The 17,789-nt window shown below is 66.1% G+C and carries 17 protein-coding genes; 8 read left to right on the forward strand and 9 right to left on the reverse strand.

What is annotated here, in order from left to right; translation table 11 throughout:
- Positions 1–24 precede the first annotated feature (24 nt).
- The 3 genes from E3T47_RS05650 to E3T47_RS05660 are packed head-to-tail and all read right to left on the reverse strand — an operon-like array spanning position 25 to position 2,167.
- Entirely contained in the window at positions 25–1,020 is a 996-nt protein-coding gene (locus E3T47_RS05650; protein ID WP_134555019.1) for an Fpg/Nei family DNA glycosylase, read from the reverse strand.
- A gap of 6 nt (positions 1,021–1,026) precedes the next feature.
- Positions 1,027–1,524 carry a ribose-5-phosphate isomerase gene (locus E3T47_RS05655; protein WP_134555021.1) on the reverse strand — a complete coding sequence of 166 codons (498 nt, stop codon included), beginning with the start codon at positions 1,522–1,524 and terminating at the stop codon, positions 1,027–1,029.
- Positions 1,525–1,537: 13 nt separating this feature from the next.
- Positions 1,538–2,167 (reverse strand): mycothiol-dependent nitroreductase Rv2466c family protein, encoded by a 630-nt coding sequence (locus E3T47_RS05660; protein ID WP_134555023.1) that lies wholly within the window; start codon positions 2,165–2,167, stop codon positions 1,538–1,540.
- Positions 2,168–2,328: 161 nt separating this feature from the next.
- On the opposite strand from E3T47_RS05660, the gene E3T47_RS05665 reads away from it, so the two are divergent.
- Positions 2,329–3,903: an MFS transporter gene (locus E3T47_RS05665; protein ID WP_134555025.1), complete on the forward strand. Its 1,575-nt coding sequence runs from the start codon at positions 2,329–2,331 to the stop codon at positions 3,901–3,903.
- A 111-nt stretch (positions 3,904–4,014) separates the two neighbouring features.
- The gene (locus E3T47_RS05670; protein WP_134555027.1) at positions 4,015–5,577 is read left to right on the forward strand and encodes an SDR family NAD(P)-dependent oxidoreductase; all 1,563 of its coding nucleotides are present in this window, start codon (positions 4,015–4,017) and stop codon (positions 5,575–5,577) included.
- Positions 5,578–5,658: 81 nt separating this feature from the next.
- On the opposite strand, the gene E3T47_RS15805 is transcribed toward E3T47_RS05670, so the two are convergent.
- Positions 5,659–5,829, reverse strand: a complete 171-nt coding sequence (locus tag E3T47_RS15805) for a hypothetical protein (protein ID WP_166805625.1) — start codon at positions 5,827–5,829, stop codon at positions 5,659–5,661.
- A gap of 113 nt (positions 5,830–5,942) precedes the next feature.
- Here E3T47_RS15805 and E3T47_RS05675 point away from each other — a divergent pair, with 113 nt between their 5' ends.
- On the forward strand, positions 5,943–6,248 hold the full coding sequence (locus tag E3T47_RS05675; protein WP_134555029.1) for a hypothetical protein: 306 nt from the start codon (positions 5,943–5,945) through the stop codon (positions 6,246–6,248).
- On the opposite strand, the gene E3T47_RS05680 is transcribed toward E3T47_RS05675, so the two are convergent.
- Positions 6,231–7,244, reverse strand: a complete 1,014-nt coding sequence (locus E3T47_RS05680; RefSeq protein WP_134555031.1) for a DUF2332 domain-containing protein — start codon at positions 7,242–7,244, stop codon at positions 6,231–6,233. The genes E3T47_RS05675 and E3T47_RS05680 overlap by 18 nt on opposite strands.
- A 135-nt stretch (positions 7,245–7,379) precedes the next feature.
- On the opposite strand from E3T47_RS05680, the gene pepN reads away from it, so the two are divergent.
- The 5 genes from pepN (at position 7,380) to E3T47_RS05705 (ending at position 13,911) form a co-directional block, all read left to right on the forward strand.
- Positions 7,380–9,926, forward strand: coding sequence for an aminopeptidase N (pepN, locus tag E3T47_RS05685; RefSeq protein ID WP_134555033.1), 2,547 nt, complete (start codon positions 7,380–7,382; stop codon positions 9,924–9,926).
- A 215-nt stretch (positions 9,927–10,141) separates the two neighbouring features.
- Positions 10,142–11,266: a mechanosensitive ion channel family protein gene (locus E3T47_RS05690; RefSeq protein WP_134555035.1), complete on the forward strand. Its 1,125-nt coding sequence runs from the start codon at positions 10,142–10,144 to the stop codon at positions 11,264–11,266.
- Positions 11,267–11,349: 83 nt separating this feature from the next.
- On the forward strand, positions 11,350–11,757 hold the full coding sequence (locus E3T47_RS05695) for a globin (RefSeq protein ID WP_277871809.1): 408 nt from the start codon (positions 11,350–11,352) through the stop codon (positions 11,755–11,757).
- A 237-nt stretch (positions 11,758–11,994) separates the two neighbouring features.
- Entirely contained in the window at positions 11,995–13,050 is a 1,056-nt protein-coding gene (locus E3T47_RS05700) for an LLM class flavin-dependent oxidoreductase (RefSeq protein WP_134555037.1), read from the forward strand.
- A 147-nt stretch (positions 13,051–13,197) separates the two neighbouring features.
- A complete protein-coding gene (locus E3T47_RS05705; RefSeq protein WP_241981960.1) occupies positions 13,198–13,911 on the forward strand; it encodes a class I SAM-dependent methyltransferase in 714 nt (237 codons plus the stop codon).
- A 166-nt stretch (positions 13,912–14,077) separates the two neighbouring features.
- Here the strand turns inward: E3T47_RS05705 and E3T47_RS05710 are convergent, their stop codons facing one another.
- The 4 genes from E3T47_RS05710 to E3T47_RS05725 all read right to left on the reverse strand — a co-directional run bounded on the left by E3T47_RS05710 (position 14,078) and on the right by E3T47_RS05725 (position 17,632).
- Positions 14,078–14,752, reverse strand: a complete 675-nt coding sequence (locus E3T47_RS05710; RefSeq protein ID WP_134555040.1) for a hypothetical protein — start codon at positions 14,750–14,752, stop codon at positions 14,078–14,080.
- A 116-nt stretch (positions 14,753–14,868) separates the two neighbouring features.
- On the reverse strand, positions 14,869–15,516 hold the full coding sequence (locus E3T47_RS05715; RefSeq protein WP_134555042.1) for an FMN-dependent NADH-azoreductase: 648 nt from the start codon (positions 15,514–15,516) through the stop codon (positions 14,869–14,871).
- Between the two features lie 113 nt (positions 15,517–15,629).
- Positions 15,630–17,180: an APC family permease gene (locus tag E3T47_RS05720; protein ID WP_134555044.1), complete on the reverse strand. Its 1,551-nt coding sequence runs from the start codon at positions 17,178–17,180 to the stop codon at positions 15,630–15,632.
- A 5-nt stretch (positions 17,181–17,185) separates the two neighbouring features.
- Positions 17,186–17,632: a universal stress protein gene (locus E3T47_RS05725; RefSeq protein WP_134555046.1), complete on the reverse strand. Its 447-nt coding sequence runs from the start codon at positions 17,630–17,632 to the stop codon at positions 17,186–17,188.
- Positions 17,633–17,789 lie beyond the last annotated feature (157 nt).

Consider the following 17,789-nt stretch of genomic DNA (forward strand, 5'->3'; position numbering starts at 1 on the left):
CGAGCATGCCGCACGGGGAGCCGTTCAGGCCTGGCAGCGCGGGCACCAGTACAGCTTGCGAGCGGCCATCTCTTCGAGCACGATATGGGTGCCGCACACCCGACACGGCAGGCCTTCGCGTTTGTAGACCCAGTGCCGGTCGGCACGATTCTTCATGGCACGTCGGTATCCGGCACCCTCGAGCTTGTCCATGGTCATCATCTGGCCAGTGGCGATTCCTACGTGCAGAAGGCGGGCCCAGTCCTGCCAGAGCGCGCGCACCGTCTCGTCGCCCAGCGATTTGCCGGGAGCGTGCGGGTTGAGGCCGGCGCGAAAGAGCAGCTCGGCCCGGTAGACGTTGCCGATGCCACTGACCACGCTCTGGTCCATCAGCAGCCGGCCGATCGGCGTGGGCTTCTTGCGCACAACGCTCACAAAGCGTTCCTCGGCCTCTGGCGTGTTGTCGAGCTCCGGGTCTGGCCCGAGCCTGGCGATAACGGCGTCAACCTGGGCCGCGTCCAGCACCTCACACGCGGTCGGGCCGCGGAGGTCGGCGCACACCGTGTCGCTGAGCAGGCGCACCCGAACCTGGCCGATCGGCTCCGGCGGAAAAGTCTCCGCGAGGTCGATCTCCTTCTCCTGCTCCGACATGCGCACGCGGGTGCGGCGCGGCGCCCCGATACTCAAAATCGAGTTCTCCCCCGCCTCGTCGAACGTCGGGGCACCGGCGGGCAGGTCAGTACCGTGCTGGTTGGTCTGGCCCATCCGACCGTTGGCCGACGCCATCGTGGCATCCATCTGAATCCCTCCGCTGAAATCCCAGGCGCCGTACAGTCCCAAGTGGACGCGTAACCACAGTCCGTGGTCGAACTCCAGGAACATCTGCTTACCGACGGCGCGGGCATCCGTCACGGTGTGCCCGCTGAGCTGCGCGGCACCGGTCACGAACCGGCCCTGCGGCGACGAGACGGTGACGCGGTGGCCGACGAGGTTGCGTCGGAATTGCCGGGTGATGCGGTGAACGGAATGGCCTTCGGGCACGAATGCTCACTTACCGTCGGTGTCGACGTTTTTGCCGGCGATTGTTCCGGTGCGCTCGTACTCGCCGAGCTGACGAATGCGCCGCACGTGCCGCTCCTCGTCGCTGAACGGCTCGGCGATGAACGCGTCGATGAAGCCGGTGGCCTCTGCGATGGTGTGCTCACGGGCGCCAATTGAGATGACGTTGGCATCGTTGTGCTCGCGGGCGAGCCGTGCGGTGCTCAGGTTCCAAACCAGGGCCGCACGGGCGCCGGACACCTTGTTGGCGGCCATCTGCTCGCCGTTCCCCGACCCGCCGAACACGATGCCGAGCGCTTCGATGCCACCTTCCCGGTCGTCGACGGTAGCCTGCGCGGCGTTGATGCAGAACGCCGGGTAGTCGTCGAGCGCGTCGTACGCCTGGGGCCCGTGGTCGATGACCTCGTGGCCGGCGGCACGCAGGTGCGTGATCAGGTGGTGGCTGAGGTCGAGACCGGCATGGTCCGTGGCGATGTGGATGCGCATGTGAGCAGTCTATTTAATGCTGACCGACGGACTGGCCGATTGGCGCGAAAATCGGCTCGCGGGTGCGGCTGCGCTTGAGCTCGAAGAACCCGTCGTAGCTGGCCAGGGCCACGACACCGTCCCACAGCGCGAGGGCGGCATCGCCCATGGGGGCTGGAGAGATCACGGGGCCGAAGAAGGCGACGCCGTTGACCGCGATCACCGGGGTGCCGACGTTCTGGCCGACGCGGTTGATGCCGTCGAAGTGGCTCGCGCGCATTTGCCGGTCGTACTCGTCACTGTCGGCGAAGAAGGCGAAGCTCGCGGGCAAGCCGACCTCGGCGAGCGCGGCAGGGATGACCTCGTCGGGATTGCTGTTACCGCCCGGGTGAATCTGGGTGCCGAGGGCGTCGTAGAGCGCCTTGACCATCGACTGGCCATGCATCTCGCCGGCGGCCGTCACTAACCGGGTGTACTTGAGCGCCCGCGGAAAGAACGCCGCGTACTTCTCGCTCACGTCTTGATCTTCGTTGAGAACGGCGAGGCTCATCACGTGCCAGGTGACCTCGAAATCACGCAGGCGAGCCACTTCGTCGACCCAGCGCGACGTCATCCAGGCCCAGGGGCACGAGGGGTCAAACCAGAAATCAACGGACTCAGTCATACCCCCAGCCTAGGCAGAACTCGCTGGGTCCTCCCCGAACCCGAGAGTCGCCATTTGGGAGATACCCCCCGTGAGGGGGTATTCTAGAGGGGTTGAAAAAATCTGCACCACGCAGTACAGCTTTGTCTTCGCAGCACAATATCTCCCCGGGAGAAATTAACATGCCCACTGACCGAAGCACGTCCAACCCTAATTTCGCAGCCACGAGCGCCGCGGCTGCACGCGCCAAGCCCGCGAAAGCCCTTCGGCGCCGCCGCATCGCGGTTTCCGACGTCAACGTCGTCGACAAACCCATCATGAAGCGTGCCCTCGGCGGCACCATCGTGGGAAACACCATGGAATGGTACGACGTCGGTATCTTCGGCTACCTCATCACCACCATGGGTCCCGTCTTCCTGCCGGAAGCGGATGCATCCGTTCAAACGCTGTTTCTGCTCGGTACCTTCGCCGCGACCTTCTTCGCCCGCCCGCTCGGCGGGGTGTTCTTCGGTTGGCTGGGCGACCGCATCGGCCGCCAGAAGGTGCTCGCCACCACCCTGATCCTTATGGCGGCCTCGACGTTTGCGGTCGGAGTGTTGCCCGGCTACGCGCAGATCGGTGTCTGGGCCGCGGTGTTGCTCGTATTCGTCAAACTGGTACAGGGTTTCTCCACCGGTGGTGAGTACGCCGGCGCGACGACCTTCGTGAGCGAGCACGCGCCCGACAACCAGCGCGGTTACTTCGCGAGCTTTCTCGACATGGGCAGCTACCTCGGTTTCGCCATCGGCGCCTCGCTCGTGTCGGTCCTGCAGCTCACGCTCGGGCAGGAGATCATGGAGGCCTGGGGTTGGCGCGTCCCGTTCCTCATCGCCGGTCCCCTTGGCCTGATCGCCATCTACTTCCGCATGAAGATAGACGAGTCACCCGCCTTCCAAGCCACCCTCGACGCGCAGGAGGACGCTCAGAAGAACCCCGTCGGCGCCACTGCTGACACGCCCAAGGGCCCGATTGCCATTTTCAAGGCGTATTGGCGCAACATCATCATTGCGATGATCCTGGTCGCCGCCGCGAACACGGTCGGCTACGCACTGACCTCGTACATGCCGACGTACCTCACCGAGAACAAGGGGTACGACGAGCTGCATGGTACAGCGTTGACGATTCCGATTCTCGTGGTCATGGCACTGTGCATCCCGCTGGCCGGCCGCCTGTCTGACCGCATCGGGCGACGCCCGGTCCTGTGGATCGGCGCAGTCAGCACGGTCGTGTTGTCGTACCCGGCGTTCCTGCTGATCGGGATCGGTGAGATCTGGTCGACGCTGCTCGGCCTGGCACTCATCGCGTTCCCGGTCACGTTCTACGTCTCGAACCTAGCGTCCGCCCTGCCGGCCCTGTTCCCGACGGCGAGCCGTTACGGCGCAATGGGTATCTCGTACAACTTCGCCGTGGCCATCTTCGGTGGAACTACGCCGTTCATCATCGCGGCGCTCATCGTAGGCACCGGGAACGACCTGATGCCGGCGTTCTACCTGATGGGCACCTCGTTCATCGGGGCGATCGCCATCTTCTTCCTCAAGGAGTCGGCCAACCGCCCGCTGCCCGGTTCGATGCCGAGCGTGAACACCCACGAAGAAGCACACGAACTGGTCAAGACGCAGGACGACAACCCCCTGCTCGACACCGACGAAATGCCGTTCGACCACACCTTCGATCCGCCAACGAGCGCCTTCCCCATTCAGGAACCGGCCAAGCTGTAATTCAGCAAATCGATGCGGGTGTGTTCGACTTCGGTCGTGCACACCCGCACGTCGGCAGCGACAGGAACTCGGAGAACGGATGCTCACAGTCGCCCCGCGTAGAATTCTCGGATGATCACCGCGCCCGCCACCACTGCGCCCACCAGCACCAGGACCGCCAGCACCGATCCCGGCGCAGCAGAATCCAGCGAGCCGGCCACCGAGCCGCCTTTCACCGAGTGCATCGGAATCGACCCGCACGACCTCGAGGTCACTCTGCGGGTGCTCGCCTCGCTCAGCGACATCGACCCGGACAGCGCCGACTTCGTCACCGTGCGCCAGGCCACCGCCAAGATGTTCAAGTCGGTCAAGATGTCGCGGCGATTGGAGAAACGCGCGCTCATCGCCGATGCCGACCGCAGCGTCATCGCCGCCACGGCGACCGGAGCGCCGACCCGCATCGACGACGAAACCCGCGGCGCCCAGCTCTCGCTCGGCACGAGTGCGGCCTCGGCCGGCGAACTGCTCGTTCCCCGCGCCTGCTACATCTGCAAGCAGAAGTACACCGTCGTCGACGCGTTCTACCACCAGCTCTGCCCGAGCTGCGCCCTGTCGAGCCACGCCAAACGCGATGCCCGCACCGACCTCACCGGCAAGCGCGCCCTGCTCACCGGCGGCCGTGCCAAGATCGGCATGTACATCGCCCTGCGCCTGCTGCGCGACGGAGCCCACACGACCGTCACTACCCGATTCCCCCGCGACGCGGTACGCCGCTTTGCCGCGATGCCCGACTCGAAGTACTGGCTGCACCGCCTGCGCATCGTCGGCATCGACCTGCGCGACCCGGCCCAGGTGATCGCGCTGGCCGATTCCGTCGCTGCTCAGGGCCCGCTCGATATCCTGATCAACAACGCCGCGCAGACCGTGCGCCGCTCACGCGGCTCGTACTCTCCGCTGGTCGAGGCCGAGGACTCTCCCCTGCCGGACGGTCCGCTGCCCGAGATCGTGTCGTTCGGGCATACCAACGATGCGCATCCGCTCGCCCTCGCCGCGTCGGTCTCCGGTCATCCGCTGCTCGCGGCTGCGTCCGGTGCCGGTGCCCTGACAGCGGATGACCTCACTCGCCTCGCCCTCGCCGCCGGGTCGTCGTCGCTCGAACGCCTCGCTGCCGGCACCGCGATCGACGCCGGCGGGCTCGTGCCCGACCTGCACGGAGTAAACAGCTGGACCGCGAACGTCGAAGACGTCGACCCCCTCGAGATGCTCGAGGTTCAGCTGTGCAACACGACGGCACCATTTCTGCTGGTGAGCCGTCTGCGGGCCTCGCTCACGGCATCCGCTGCCCGTCGCACCTACATCGTCAACGTGTCGGCAATGGAGGGCGTCTTCGGTCGCGGTTACAAGGGGCCTGGCCACCCGCACACCAATATGGCCAAGGCCGCCCTCAATATGCTCACCCGCACGAGCGCGAAGGAAATGCTCGACGATGGCATTCTCATGACGAGCGTTGACACCGGCTGGATCACCGACGAACGCCCGCACCCCACCAAGGTGCGTCTGGCCGAGGAGGGCTTTCACGCCCCACTCGACCTCGTCGACGGCGCCGCCCGGGTGTACGACCCGATCGTGCGCGGCGAGGCCGGCGAGGACCTGTACGGGGTCTTCCTCAAGGACTATCAGCCCGGCGCCTGGTAACTCCCAGTCGAGATCGAACGCGTCAGGCGAGGTTCGACGGCATGATCGCGGCGCAGCGAGCGAGCGAGTTCGTCCAGGTCGTCAGCTGCCGTGGGTTGCTCGGTCGGGATGCGCACATCGCGCACCGCGATCTCGCGACTGCCGGTCGTCTCCGAGACCCTCGCCGATCATCGTCTCGTCGACGCCGACATCGCCCTGACCACCCTGGCCGCCCCCGATCGGGCCAACCTCCACGGCGTCTCTGGCGGACAACAGCGGTTTCATTCGACCCTGTCCGGGCTGGTCGCCAACCCATTCCTCATCTTCGGTTCCGGACCGGTGGACTATTCGGTGAGGGTTACCGGACCGACATCGACCTGCTCGCAATGCAGCGCAACGCGACTCCGCAGCCGCTCTTGTGCGAGGTGCTGGACGCCCTCGACGACCTGTTGTCGGCGGGTGAGGCCCTGACCCGGCGGCTCCTCGGCACCAGCAGCGGCGAATCTCCGCGCTGGCAGCCCGACGAGGAACCGACCGATGGACCGAACGGTGGCAGCTACCATCCGATGCACGATCCGGCGGCCGTGGTGATTCGCCAATGCGCCTCCTTCGGATGGGCGACCGACGGCGCTGCGCCATTGTCAGCGCAGCCGGCGCCCGAGCCCTCCGCAGATTCACCCGAGCCAGTGTAATGACCGGCCGTGCGGCTGAGTCAATGCGATCGGCTCGCCGTCGAGCGCCAGAATGAAAGCGGATGCCGGAAGTGAATGTGATGGTGCCGGCGTCTCCGCAAGCCGCTCCAGTACCCCGGGCACCACACTCTGACCCTCGTTCGACAGCCAGCGCACCGGCAACTCGGCCATCTGCGCGGCGAATCGGTGGCGATCCGGCTCGTTCAGGTAGGCGAGCACTGCGGTGTGGAACACGACGACGGTCGCCCCGGCCGGTGCCCGGGCCACGAGCGCCGCGATCTCGTCGTTGAGATCGCCCCGCACGATCTCGACCGGCTGCTCCCGTGCCACCGCCACCGCGGCCTGCAGCCGGGAGCGCCGGTCGTCGTGCTCCGGCCAGATCAGTGCGTCGAGCCAGGCCATGTTTTCATCGCTCTGCACGTCGAGCGGGCCCAGGTCGATGCCGGCGCGCCAGACGATCTCGGGCATCCGCTCGGGGAGAGACACCGGACCACTTACGGTGCACTCGAGCACCACCGGGCTGGGCCCATCGAATGGGTGCAGCATCCGCTCGCCATCACTGTCTGCGATCCGATACCGGTAGCTGTACCGGTCGGGGTGCAGGCAGAGACCAGCGGATGCCCCCACCTCGATAAGAGCGAGCGGCCCGGCGAGCGCCGCCAGGGCAGGCAGCAGCACGGCGCACCGCCCAGGCTCGTTGGTTTGGGTCGCATGGGTCAGGCAGGTCGCCGCTACCGCGGCCCAGTGCTCCCGCAACCAGTCCGCGAACACCGGATACTCCCCCACCGCTGCACCGTGCAACCGGGCCGCGCTGAACACCAGGTTCGGTTGTCGCTTCACTGCCGGCAGCCGATCGATCAACGCCACGATCCCGGGATCGTCCGCGACACCGGCCGCCCATCCTTCGTAGCAGGCGCTCATGCCGCGGGCTTCGACCTCGGCGAAGGCTCGGTAGCGCGCGCTCGTAGCGACCAGCGGATCGGTGCTTGCTCCCATGAGCACATCGTAATCATGGTTAGGCTTGCGGGGTGCGATGGCGCCACGAGTGCCAAAGTCTCACCGTCCCAAATGGAATCCGTCGCGAATCGAATCCGTCGCGAATCGAATCGTGAATCGAATTGGAGAACTAAGTTGCCTGGAGAAAACCTCACCCGCATCGAAGCGACGGAGCGCGCAGCGCTTGTCACGGTCGCGAGCTACAACGTCGTGCTCGACCTCACCACCGGCCCCACCACGTTCGGCAGCACCACGACTGTTCGTTTCACCGCCACCCCCGGCGCCTCGACCTTCATCGACGCCATCACCGCCAAGGTGTTCTCGGTGACGCTCAACGGTGCCGCGCTCGACCCGGCCGGGGTGAGCGACGGCATCCGCATTCAGCTCGACGGCCTGCAGGCCGAGAACGAGCTCGTCGTCGTCGCCGACGCGCTCTACACCAACACCGGTGAGGGCCTGCACCGCTTCGTCGACCCGGTCGACGACGAGGTCTACCTGTACAGCCAGTTCGAGGTCCCCGACTCCCGGCGCGTGTTTGCGGTGTTCGAGCAGCCCGACCTCAAAGCGAAGTTCTCCTTCACCGTCACCGCGCCGAGCGAGTGGCAGGTCGTCTCCAACTCCACCACCCCCGAACCCATCCTCGCCGGCGATGGTGCCAGCACCTGGGCGTTCGAACCCACCCACACGATTTCGAGCTACATCACCGCCCTCATAGCCGGTCCGTACGCCGTCGTGCGCAGTGAACTCACCTCGAGCGACGGACGCACCATTCCGCTCGGTGTGTTCAGCCGCAAGAGCCTCAGTGAATACCTCGACGCCGACTACATCCTCGAGAAGACCCGCCAGGGCTTCGCCTACTACGAGGAAAAGTTCGGCTACGCCTATCCCTTCGACAAGTACGACCAGTTGTTCGTGCCGGAGTTCAACGCCGGCGCCATGGAGAACGCCGGCGCCGTCACCTTCACCGAAACGTACATTTTTCGCTCCAAGGTGACCGACGCTATCAAGGAACGCCGCGTCGTGACCATCCTGCACGAGCTCGCCCACATGTGGTTCGGGGACCTCGTCACGATGACCTGGTGGAACGACCTCTGGCTGAACGAGAGTTTCGCCGAGTGGGCGTCGACCATCGCCACCGCCGAGGCCACCGAGTGGCACGAAGCCTGGACCACCTTCGCCGTGATGGAGAAGAGCTGGGCCTACAAGCAGGACCAACTGCCGTCGACCCACCCGGTCGTCGCCACCATCCGCGACCTCGACGATGTGCTCGTGAACTTCGACGGCATCACCTACGCCAAGGGCGGCTCAGTGCTCAAGCAGCTCGCCGCCTGGGTGGGCATCGAGGCGTTCTTCACCGGCGTCGGCTCCTACTTTCAGAAGCACCAGTGGGGCAACACCGAGCTGCGCGACCTGCTCGTCGAGCTCGAGTCGGCGAGCGGCCGCGACCTCAGCGGCTGGGCGAAGCTGTGGCTCGAAACCGCGGGCGTGAACACCCTGCGCCCCGAGATCACCGTGGACGAAGCGGGTGTCATCACCGGCTTCGCGGTATTGCAGAGCGCCGCAGCCGAGTACCCCACCATTCGACCGCACCGCCTGGCGATCGGCTTCTACACCTTCAACGACGCCCACAAGCTCGTGCGCACACACCGGGTCGAGCTCGACGTCGACGGCGCCCGAACGGATGTCCCCGCCCTCGTCGGCCGCGAACGCGCCGACTTGATTTTGCTCAACGACGACGACCTCAGCTACGCCAAGGTACGCCTCGACCCGGGCTCGCAGGCGGTGGCCCTCGAACACCTCGCCGCCATCGAGAGCCCGCTCGCCCGCGCCCTGGTCTGGGGTTCGGTCTGGGACGCCACCCGAGACGCCGAGACCTCGGCGCGCGACTTCGTGCGCCTGGTGCTGAACAATGTGGCCACCGAAACCGAGTCGACCACGCTGCGCACCGTGCTCGGCCAGGTCATGCTCACCGCGAGCTACTACGTGGCCGAGCCGCACCGCACCGCGGTGACGATCGAGGTCACCGACACACTGTGGACGCTCGCCCAGGAGGCGACTGCCGGCGGCGACGCCCAGTTCCAGTTCGTGAAGTTCTTCGCTTCCGTCGCGGCCACCCCGGCGCAGCTCGAGAACGTGGCCGCCCTGCGGTCGGGAGACACCGTGCTGGAGGGCCTCAAGATCGATACCGATCTCGCCTGGGAGCTACTCACCGCCCTCGTGGCCGGTGGCCGCGCCGACGCCGGCGAGATCGACGCGGCTCTCGCGGCCGACAACACGGCCACCGGCGCCCAGTCGGCCGCCCTGGCCCGGGCCGCACTGCCCACCAGCGCGGGCAAGCAGGCCGCCTGGTCGTCGCTCATCGACGTCGACACGGCCGCAACGACCATCGTGCGCACGACGGCCGCCGGGTTCCTGCGCGTGAACGACGAGGCCCTGCTCGAACCGTTCGTGGCTGCCTACTTCGAGATGCTGCAGCGGGTCTGGGAGGCGCGCAGCTTCTCCATCGGCGAGAAGCTCGTGATCGGTCTCTACCCGGCACCACTGAACGACCAGGCCCTTGCCGACGCAACGCAGGCCTGGCTCGACGCTAACCCGGAACCCGCCGCGCTGCGCCGCCTCGTGGTCGAGAACCTGGCCGGCGTCGAACGTTCGCTGCAGGTGCAGGCGCGCGACGCCGACTAGCTTCCGGCTGCACAGGGCCCCGCGACCGGCCCCAAGCCGGTCGCGGGGTTTTCGCTTGCAGCCGCACGTTCACAGCAAACTCCACGCAAACCGCGAGGATGCCGCTGCCGGCGCGGCATGGGCCGCTTCACGCATGCCGAGTGCCGGCGCCCCACCAGCAGGGCCGGGGCGACTTCCCCGGGTGCTGCCGAGGCCCTCGGTAGACTGATCCTGATATGAACTGGGAAACATTTTGGGCCGATCTCGGTACCTACTTCACCGAAATTCCGTGGACCGACTTTCTAGAGAGAATTTTTGCCGTCGCGATGATCATCGTCGTCGCCTTCGCCCTACGCTGGGCCCTGCAGTTCGTCATTCGCCGGGTGGTGCAGCAGATTGTCTCCGGCGTCAAGAAGAATCAGAAGGTCGAAGACACCCAGGCACTGAACGTGTCGCCATTGGCCGCAGTGCGCGTCGTTCAGCGTTCGCGCACACTCGGTGCCGTGCTGGCGAACATCGTCAACGTCTTCATTTTGATCACCGCACTTCTGCTCATCGTCACCACCCTCAGCCCCGACATTCTTGGGTCCTTCGCGCTGCTGACCGCGGCGATCGGTGCCGGCCTCGGCTTCGGCGCTCAGAACATCGTCAAGGACATTCTCAACGGCCTGTTCATGGTCGTCGAGGATCAGATCGGCGTGGGCGATATCGTCGACGTGGGATTCGCATCCGGTGTCGTCGAAACGGTCGGAATTCGCATCACCCAGGTGCGCGATGTCGACGGCACGCTCTGGTTCGTACGCAACGGTGAAATTCTGCGGGTCGGCAACATGTCACAGGGCTGGGCCCGCGTCATCATCGACCTCGCCATTCCCTACAGTTCAGACGTCGAAGCCGTACAGGATGAACTGCTGCGGGTGGCGACCGCCCTCGCCTCGAGCCGCAAGTGGCGTGCGTTCATTCTCGAGAAGCCCGAGATCTGGGGCCTCGAGTCGATCAGTGCCGAGGCCCTCGTCACCCGGCTCGTGGTCAAGACCCGAGTATCGGCCAAGTGGGACTTCGCCCGTGACCTGCGCCTGCACATGAAGAAGGCCCTCGACGGTATGGGCGTGCCGCTCACCCCGCTCAACAGTGTGGTCATGACCACTGGCGACGGCACCATCGACGGATCCGCCATTGAACCAGTCGAGGGCGCCCTCGACGCCGCTGAAGAGGCCGCCGCCGCCGTGCCCGACGTCGTGGGTGGCGTGCGCACCGGGCCCGTCTCCGTGCGGAAACCGCGCGGGCCGCGCAAGGCCAAGAACGTTCCAGCTCCGCTCAAGACGCCCGACCCCGAAGTTCGGGGCGACGGCATTGCCTAACCCTGTACTCGAAGAGAAAGCCGCACCTCGTGACCTCTGAAAGACACCCCTCCGACCAGCCGAGCGTCCCCGCGGCCGTACACCTGCGCGAGAACGAGAACGGTCAAGCCGCGGTGCCCACCTTCTTCGACGAAGTCGGCGGAACGCCGTTCTTCGAGAAACTCGTGCACGACTTCTACGTGGGGGTGGCCACCGACCCGGTGCTCAAGCCAATGTATCCCGAGGACGACCTCGGCCCAGCCGAGCACCGTCTGGTCATGTTCCTCGAGCAGTTCTGGGGCGGACCAGGCACCTACAGCGAGCAGCGCGGTCACCCGCGTCTGCGCCAGCGCCACGTGCCTTTCAAGGTCAATCCGGATGCCCGCGACCGGTGGCTCGGCCACATGAAAGTTGCCGTGGACGCGGCCGACCTGCCGCCGCTACAGCAGGGCATCCTCTGGGATTATCTCGAACGCGCCGCCTTCGCGATGGTGAACAGCTTCGACGAATAATTCTGGCCTGCGCGGCACCGTCCCCGCTATGCTGACCGAGCTGGCTGGCCCAGCTGGTGCAGGAGACGGTCCGGCGCGACGACCACGCCGGCAGGCCGTGAAAGCCGGCTACCAGCTGCGGATAGCGACCACTCAGCCCGCGGCCGAGATCTTCACCGGCAGCCACACCGCCAACCAGCTGGTCGCCCTCAGTCAGAAGGTCCGTCCACTCGCGGGCGCCGCCGAAACCACACGCAAATGGAGAACACCTTGGAAATCGGTGCCTACAGCTTCGGCGACACCCAGCTCAACCCCGATGGCACCTCGCGCTCCACTGCCGAGGCGATCAAGAACCTATTCGACGCCATCGTGCTCGCCGATAAGGTCGGGCTCGACTATTTCGGCATCGGTGAACACCACACCGTGTCGATGCCCGCGTCGGCGCCCGGCGCGATCATCGCCGCAGCCGCGGCCGCGACGACACGCATCAAACTGGGCAGCGCGGCGAGCATCATCGGAACGGACGACCCGGTGCGAGTGTTCCAGCAGTTCGCCACCGCCGATGCGATTTCGGGCGGCGGTCGCATCGAAATCACCGCCGGTCGCGGCTCCTCGGTCGAGACCTTTCCCCTGTTCGGCTACAGGCTCGACGACTACGACGAGCTCTACTCCCAGAAGCTCGACCTGTTGCTGACCCTCAATAACAGCATTGCTGAGAACGTGACCTGGTCGGGTACTGCACGGCCGCCGATCCCCCAGCTCGACGTCGTTCCCCGCCCGGTGCAGGGCTCACTCCCCATCTGGATCGCGACCGGCGGCAGCGCGCCGTCATCAGCCCGCGCCGGACGGCTCGGCCTGCCCCTCGCCTACGCCATCATCGGCGGACAGCCGCACCGGTTCGCGCCGCTCGCCGACCTCTACCGGCAGTCAGCTGCGCAGGCCGGCCACACCGGCGACAACGTCAAGGTCTCGGTCGCGACCTTCGGCCTGGTGGCCCCGACCAAGAAGGAAGCTGTCGAGCGGATGTATCCGGGGTGGGTCAACCTCAACGTCGAGATGGGTCGGTTGCGGGGCTGGCCCGCGCCGCAGCGCAGTTCCTACCTGGCTCAGGTCGATGCCCCGAGTGCCTACTTCGTGGGCGACCCCGACGACGTCGCTGAACGCATCGTCGCCCTGCACGGGCACCTCGGCCACATGCGTCACTTTCTGCAGGGCGACCACGGCGGGCTCCCTCAGGAGCACCTGCTCGAGTCCATCACCCTGCTCGCGACCGAGGTGAAGCCCCGCGTAGAGCGTCTCCTCGGCGCGAAGTAGCGGTCCTGATGCACGTGGCGGCCAGCCGCTGGTGCGGCGCTGGGCCAAGCGAGCAAGAGAATACGTTTTCCCTACATACTGAAGATGGCGGGATGTCGCCCAGTCAACGCGTATAACAACGCACGGCCCCGAAACGAAGGTTGCCCAGTGGATGAGTCAGCACCCACCCCGGCCGAATACTGGGAGAACCGATACCGCGAGAACGGCAAGTCCTGGAGCGGGAATGTCAACGCCGCGCTCGAACACGAAGTTGCCGGAGTTACCCCGGGGACCGCACTCGACATCGGCAGCGGTGAGGGCGGGGACGCACTGTGGCTGGCCCATAACGGCTGGGTCGTGACCGCAGTCGATATCTCACCAACGGCCTTGGCCATCGGCGCTGCGGCCCAGAGCCCCGAAGACCACGTGACCTGGGTGGCCGCGGACCTCGCCGAATGGACGCCACCCGGCGTCTACGACCTGGTCACCTGCTGCTTTCTGCACTCTTTTGTCGAGCTTGCCCGCGAGGCGATCCTGCGCCGGGCTGCCGCCGCTGTCGCGCCCGGAGGGCTGCTCCTCATCGTCGGCCACTCGGGCGCCCCGCACTGGCTGACCGCGCACGATGACGACCAGCCGCACGCCAACGAGCACCAGACCAAGCACAAGCACGATGACACCGACCTGCCAACAGCGGAGGACGTACTCACTGCACTCTTCCACGACAGCGAGCGTCTCGATCGAGCCGATTGGACCGTGCTCACGAAGGGCCCGGTCGAACGCCCGATCACCGCTCCCGATGGGTCAGCGTCAAGCAGCGTCGACAGCGTACTGAAGCTGCGACGCGCCGCGGCCTGGCGGAGCGATACGCCGCGTCACGATTGACCCGGCACTGGCTGCCACGTTGGAGGCCACGTGCCCCTCGCCGACCTCGACGAACTGACTCGCGCCCGATTGCGCCTGCCTCTTCCCGCCGGTCTTTCGAAATTCAGCCGGGGTCCACTCGCTCTGTTGCGAGACCTCACGAATGGCGCCGAAAACGATGCCCCGCCTATCTCGCCGGGCCGTAGGGCAAACGGGAGACGTCGTCGGCAGACCTGATGTGCGCGCCTCGTGCTCGATCCGCGAGCACGATCGCCAGCACTCCGAGCAGCACCGTGCCGCCAACGCGCACCAGGGCATCCACGCTCAACACCGCCACGGCCCCGAGTCCGTAGCCCTGCCTAATTCCCACGCTCAGGACCGCCATCAGCAACCATGAAACGGATGCTGCCCCCACGACCACCGCCGGCACCCACTTCCACGGCGCGGGCACGACACCGGCACGGGCGATCTGCATTACCGCTATGAACGCCAATGCGAATCGCACAAACGAGTCGACGTAGCCGAACGCCATGAGAGAGGACGGCAGGGGGTCATTCGAAAAGCTGGAGGCAATGACGTTCTCCAGCACCGAACCCAGAAGCATCCAGACGGCCAGCAAGATCAGGGCGATGGTTCCGAGGGGGCGGCGGGCCGTGACACTGCCCGAGCCGCGAATGCCGAGAGCGAACACCAGCAGTGCGGCGGCGAACAGCGCCGGCCTGATGTTGCCCCCGAGGGGAATCAGCGACAGCGCGGGCTGGGCGACGCCGATGACCACCGTGGCGAGCAACAATGCTCCACCAAGCAGCCACGCGCGCGCCGGATCCGTCTCTGGGCGATGTGACTTCGTTGACTCGACCATGGTCCTCATGGTACCCAGCGAGTACGCAGAGTCCAGTTCTGTAACAGCACCAATACGGTTCCCAGCCCTCCAGGTGAAGAAGCTGCCCAACATTTATGGCGAAAAGGCGACGCCGGTCAGCCGACGCGACGAGCCGCCAGCACGGCGGACTCGTGCGCTGCGGCCAGCTCTTCGTGTTGCTTGGCGACCTCATCGGCAGGAGCGCCGAACCGTTCACTCAGAGTGCGGGTGGCGACGATGGTTTCGACGGTCATTCCCAGGGCATTCGCCAAGATCAGGGTGAGCGCGGGAAGCGCGTGGTCGTCGAACTCCGTGGAAGCGCCCGGGTCGTAGACCCCCCCGCGGGTCGAGACGAGCACGGCCGGGCGACCGGCCAGGGGCTGCTGACTGGCGGGATCGTCGAAGGGTGCTGTCACTGTCGGCACGTGGATGTAGTCCACCCAGGCTTTCAAGGTCGACGGCATCGAGTAGTTGTACAGTGGAACCCCGATCAGCAACACGTCTGCCGCGATGAGTTCTGCGATGAGCTGCTGCTGAAGCGCTTCCTGCTCCACGCTCGGGCTCGCATCCGCCGGGCGGAGCCGTGGCGGAAAGTGCAGCGCGGCATCCGTCAGGTGCGGCAACGGTTCACGGTGCAGGTCACGGTGAACCACCGTGTGGTCGTCGCCAAGGCTACGCCAGGTGTCCGCGAAGGTCGCCGTGATCGCACGCGAACGTGAGGTCACGAGGTCTGCGGACGAGTCGATTTGCAACAGGATGGGCATGCCCACAGCTTAGGTGCCGTGAGCTCCCGGGCTCCGATCCGACTGGGTCGGCACGGGACGGGCGCGGCATCCGCGTTCATTGAGCGGATGCCGCGCCCACCCAAAACCCTCGACTAGTCCTCGTGCTCCCCGTACCGCGGTGCGGCCAGGCTGAGCGTCTTGCCGAGGAAGAACGCCGGGCGCACCCGCGACTGCACGAGCATGATAACCACGCCGATCAGCAGGATGGCCATGCCTAGCACGAAGACCAGGCCCAGCCCGAAGATCTCGGAGCCGCTGCCGTAGTTCGGGTCCATGCTGTCGATGAGGGTGGTGCAGAACAGCACCGACAGGATGATGCCGCCGACCAGCGGAAACAAGAAAGTGAAGAAGGCGTTCCGCACGGTGGCGAACCACTGGCGCCGAAAGTACCAGACGCAGGCGAATGCGGTCAGGCCGTAGTAGAAGCAGATCATCATGCCGAGGGTCGTGATGGTGTCCCAGAGCACGTCTTCGCTGACGAATCTCATGATCGTGTAGAACCCGGCCGCGACGATCGCGGAGGCGATGGTCGCATACCCGGGGGTGAAGAATCGCGGGCTGACCTTGGCGTAGGCCGGCGGCAGGGCGCCGTAGTGGCCCATCGCGAGCAGGGTGCGGGCCGGTGACACGAACGTGGACTGCAGCGACGCGGCCGAGCTAGAGAGCACGGCGATCGACATGAGCACCGCGAACGGGCCGAGCGCCGGGCCGGCCAGGGCGAAGAACACGTTGCCCTGAATCTCGGGGTTACCGAGGCCCACTCCGACGCCGCCGACGCCGGCGAAGGAGACGGCCGCGATGGCGACGAACAGGTAGAGCACCATCACGATGATCACGGTGAGGGTCGCGGCCCGGCCGGGAGTGGAGCGGGAGCCCCTGGTCTCTTCCGACATGGTCAGGGTGACGTCCCAGCCCCAGAAGATGAAGATCGACAGGCTCAGCCCGGCCGCGAAGGCCGGGAACGAGGTCACGGCAAAGGGGTCGAACCACTCCAGCGAGACCGGTGTCGGGTCGAACGCTGAGCCGTTAGCGATGTGTACGAAGGCCATCATGCCGAAGCCGACCAGCACGATCAGTTGAAAACCGACCAGCCAGTACTGCACCTTCTGGGTGGTCTGCATGTCCCGATAGCTGATCCAGGTGGCGATCAGAATGAACACCAGGCAGGTGCCGACATTGACGAACGGGTTGCCGGCGAGCCCGGCGATTTCGGCGCTGTTGCCGAAGATCTGCGAGAGCATCAGATAGAAGAAGTCGACGGCTATGCCGGCGAGGTTGCTCAGCACCACGACCGTCGCCGCGATGAGGCCCCAACCCGCCATCCAGCCGATCCACGGCCCGAAAGCGCGGGTTGCCCAGGTGAAGCTCGTGCCGCTGTCGGGCATGGCCTTGTTCAGTTCGCGGTAGCCGAGCGCCACGAGCAACATGGGGATGAATCCCGCCACAAAGATCGCCGGGAGTTGCAAACCCACCTCCGCGACCGTCGGGCCGAGGGCGCCGGTGAGCGTGTAGGCCGGCGCGATGCAGGAGATGCCAATGATGACTGCCCCGACCAGGCCGACGGAGCCGGCACTGAGGCCCTTCTTGGAGATCCCACCGGCCGTCTGGTCAACGGCTGCACTGGCGTTGATTTGTTGAGTCATTGTTCCTATACCTCTACTGTCGCGGTGAAATCTCGCGGTACCACGATGAGCGGCACCGGCAGTTCGCGCAGCATCTTGGCCGCGATCGAACCCAGAAAAAGTCGGTGCGGCTGAGCCAGTCGGCTCGAACCGACCAGGCATACCTCGGAACTCTCCCAGTGCAGGCCGCGCACGGCATGCTCGATGCTGCCGCCCGAGGCGACGCTCGCGGTGACATCGAGTCCGTCCATCAGGTGTTCGGTGGCGTAGTCGAGCACCGACCGGGCGTGGTCGGCCGCCAGCTGGGTGGTCTGCGCGTCGGCGCCGGGACGGTCGATCGCGACAAGGGAGACCAGCCGGAGCGGGGCATCCACTGTGCGTGCCAAGAGGATGCCGGCCGTCAGCAGTCCGTCGGCTCCCGGTTTGGTGCCGACCGCGCAGGTGACCCGCCCGATCGGTTCATCGGTGCCCATGACCCTGGTACCTTCGGGCGCGAGCGCCACCGGTACCGGGGGGGTGCCCCTATGTTTTTGTCAAGCGGCGAGTTGGTGTTCAGTTTCGTAGAGGGTGCCGTCTCGCAGCATGGCGAATAGAACATCACAGCGGCGTCGGGCGAGTGCGATGAGGGCT

The organism is Cryobacterium ruanii (genome assembly GCF_004404055.1).
GTDB classification, from domain to species: Bacteria; Actinomycetota; Actinomycetes; order Actinomycetales; family Microbacteriaceae; genus Cryobacterium; species Cryobacterium ruanii.

Coding starts and splice junctions, on each gene's coding strand:
- E3T47_RS05670 (WP_134555027.1), top strand. CDS start 4,015: ATGATCACCGCGCCCGCCACCACTGCGCCCACCAGCACCAGGACCGCC.
- E3T47_RS05710 (WP_134555040.1), bottom strand. CDS start 14,752: ATGGTCGAGTCAACGAAGTCACATCGCCCAGAGACGGATCCGGCGCGC.
- E3T47_RS05675 (WP_134555029.1), top strand. CDS start 5,943: ATGCAGCGCAACGCGACTCCGCAGCCGCTCTTGTGCGAGGTGCTGGAC.
- E3T47_RS05680 (WP_134555031.1), bottom strand. CDS start 7,244: ATGGGAGCAAGCACCGATCCGCTGGTCGCTACGAGCGCGCGCTACCGA.
- E3T47_RS05700 (WP_134555037.1), top strand. CDS start 11,995: ATGGAGAACACCTTGGAAATCGGTGCCTACAGCTTCGGCGACACCCAG.
- E3T47_RS05690 (WP_134555035.1), top strand. CDS start 10,142: ATGAACTGGGAAACATTTTGGGCCGATCTCGGTACCTACTTCACCGAA.
- E3T47_RS05655 (WP_134555021.1), bottom strand. CDS start 1,524: ATGCGCATCCACATCGCCACGGACCATGCCGGTCTCGACCTCAGCCAC.
- E3T47_RS05715 (WP_134555042.1), bottom strand. CDS start 15,516: ATGCCCATCCTGTTGCAAATCGACTCGTCCGCAGACCTCGTGACCTCA.
- E3T47_RS05660 (WP_134555023.1), bottom strand. CDS start 2,167: ATGACTGAGTCCGTTGATTTCTGGTTTGACCCCTCGTGCCCCTGGGCC.
- E3T47_RS05665 (WP_134555025.1), top strand. CDS start 2,329: ATGCCCACTGACCGAAGCACGTCCAACCCTAATTTCGCAGCCACGAGC.
- E3T47_RS05720 (WP_134555044.1), bottom strand. CDS start 17,180: ATGACTCAACAAATCAACGCCAGTGCAGCCGTTGACCAGACGGCCGGT.
- E3T47_RS05725 (WP_134555046.1), bottom strand. CDS start 17,632: ATGGGCACCGATGAACCGATCGGGCGGGTCACCTGCGCGGTCGGCACC.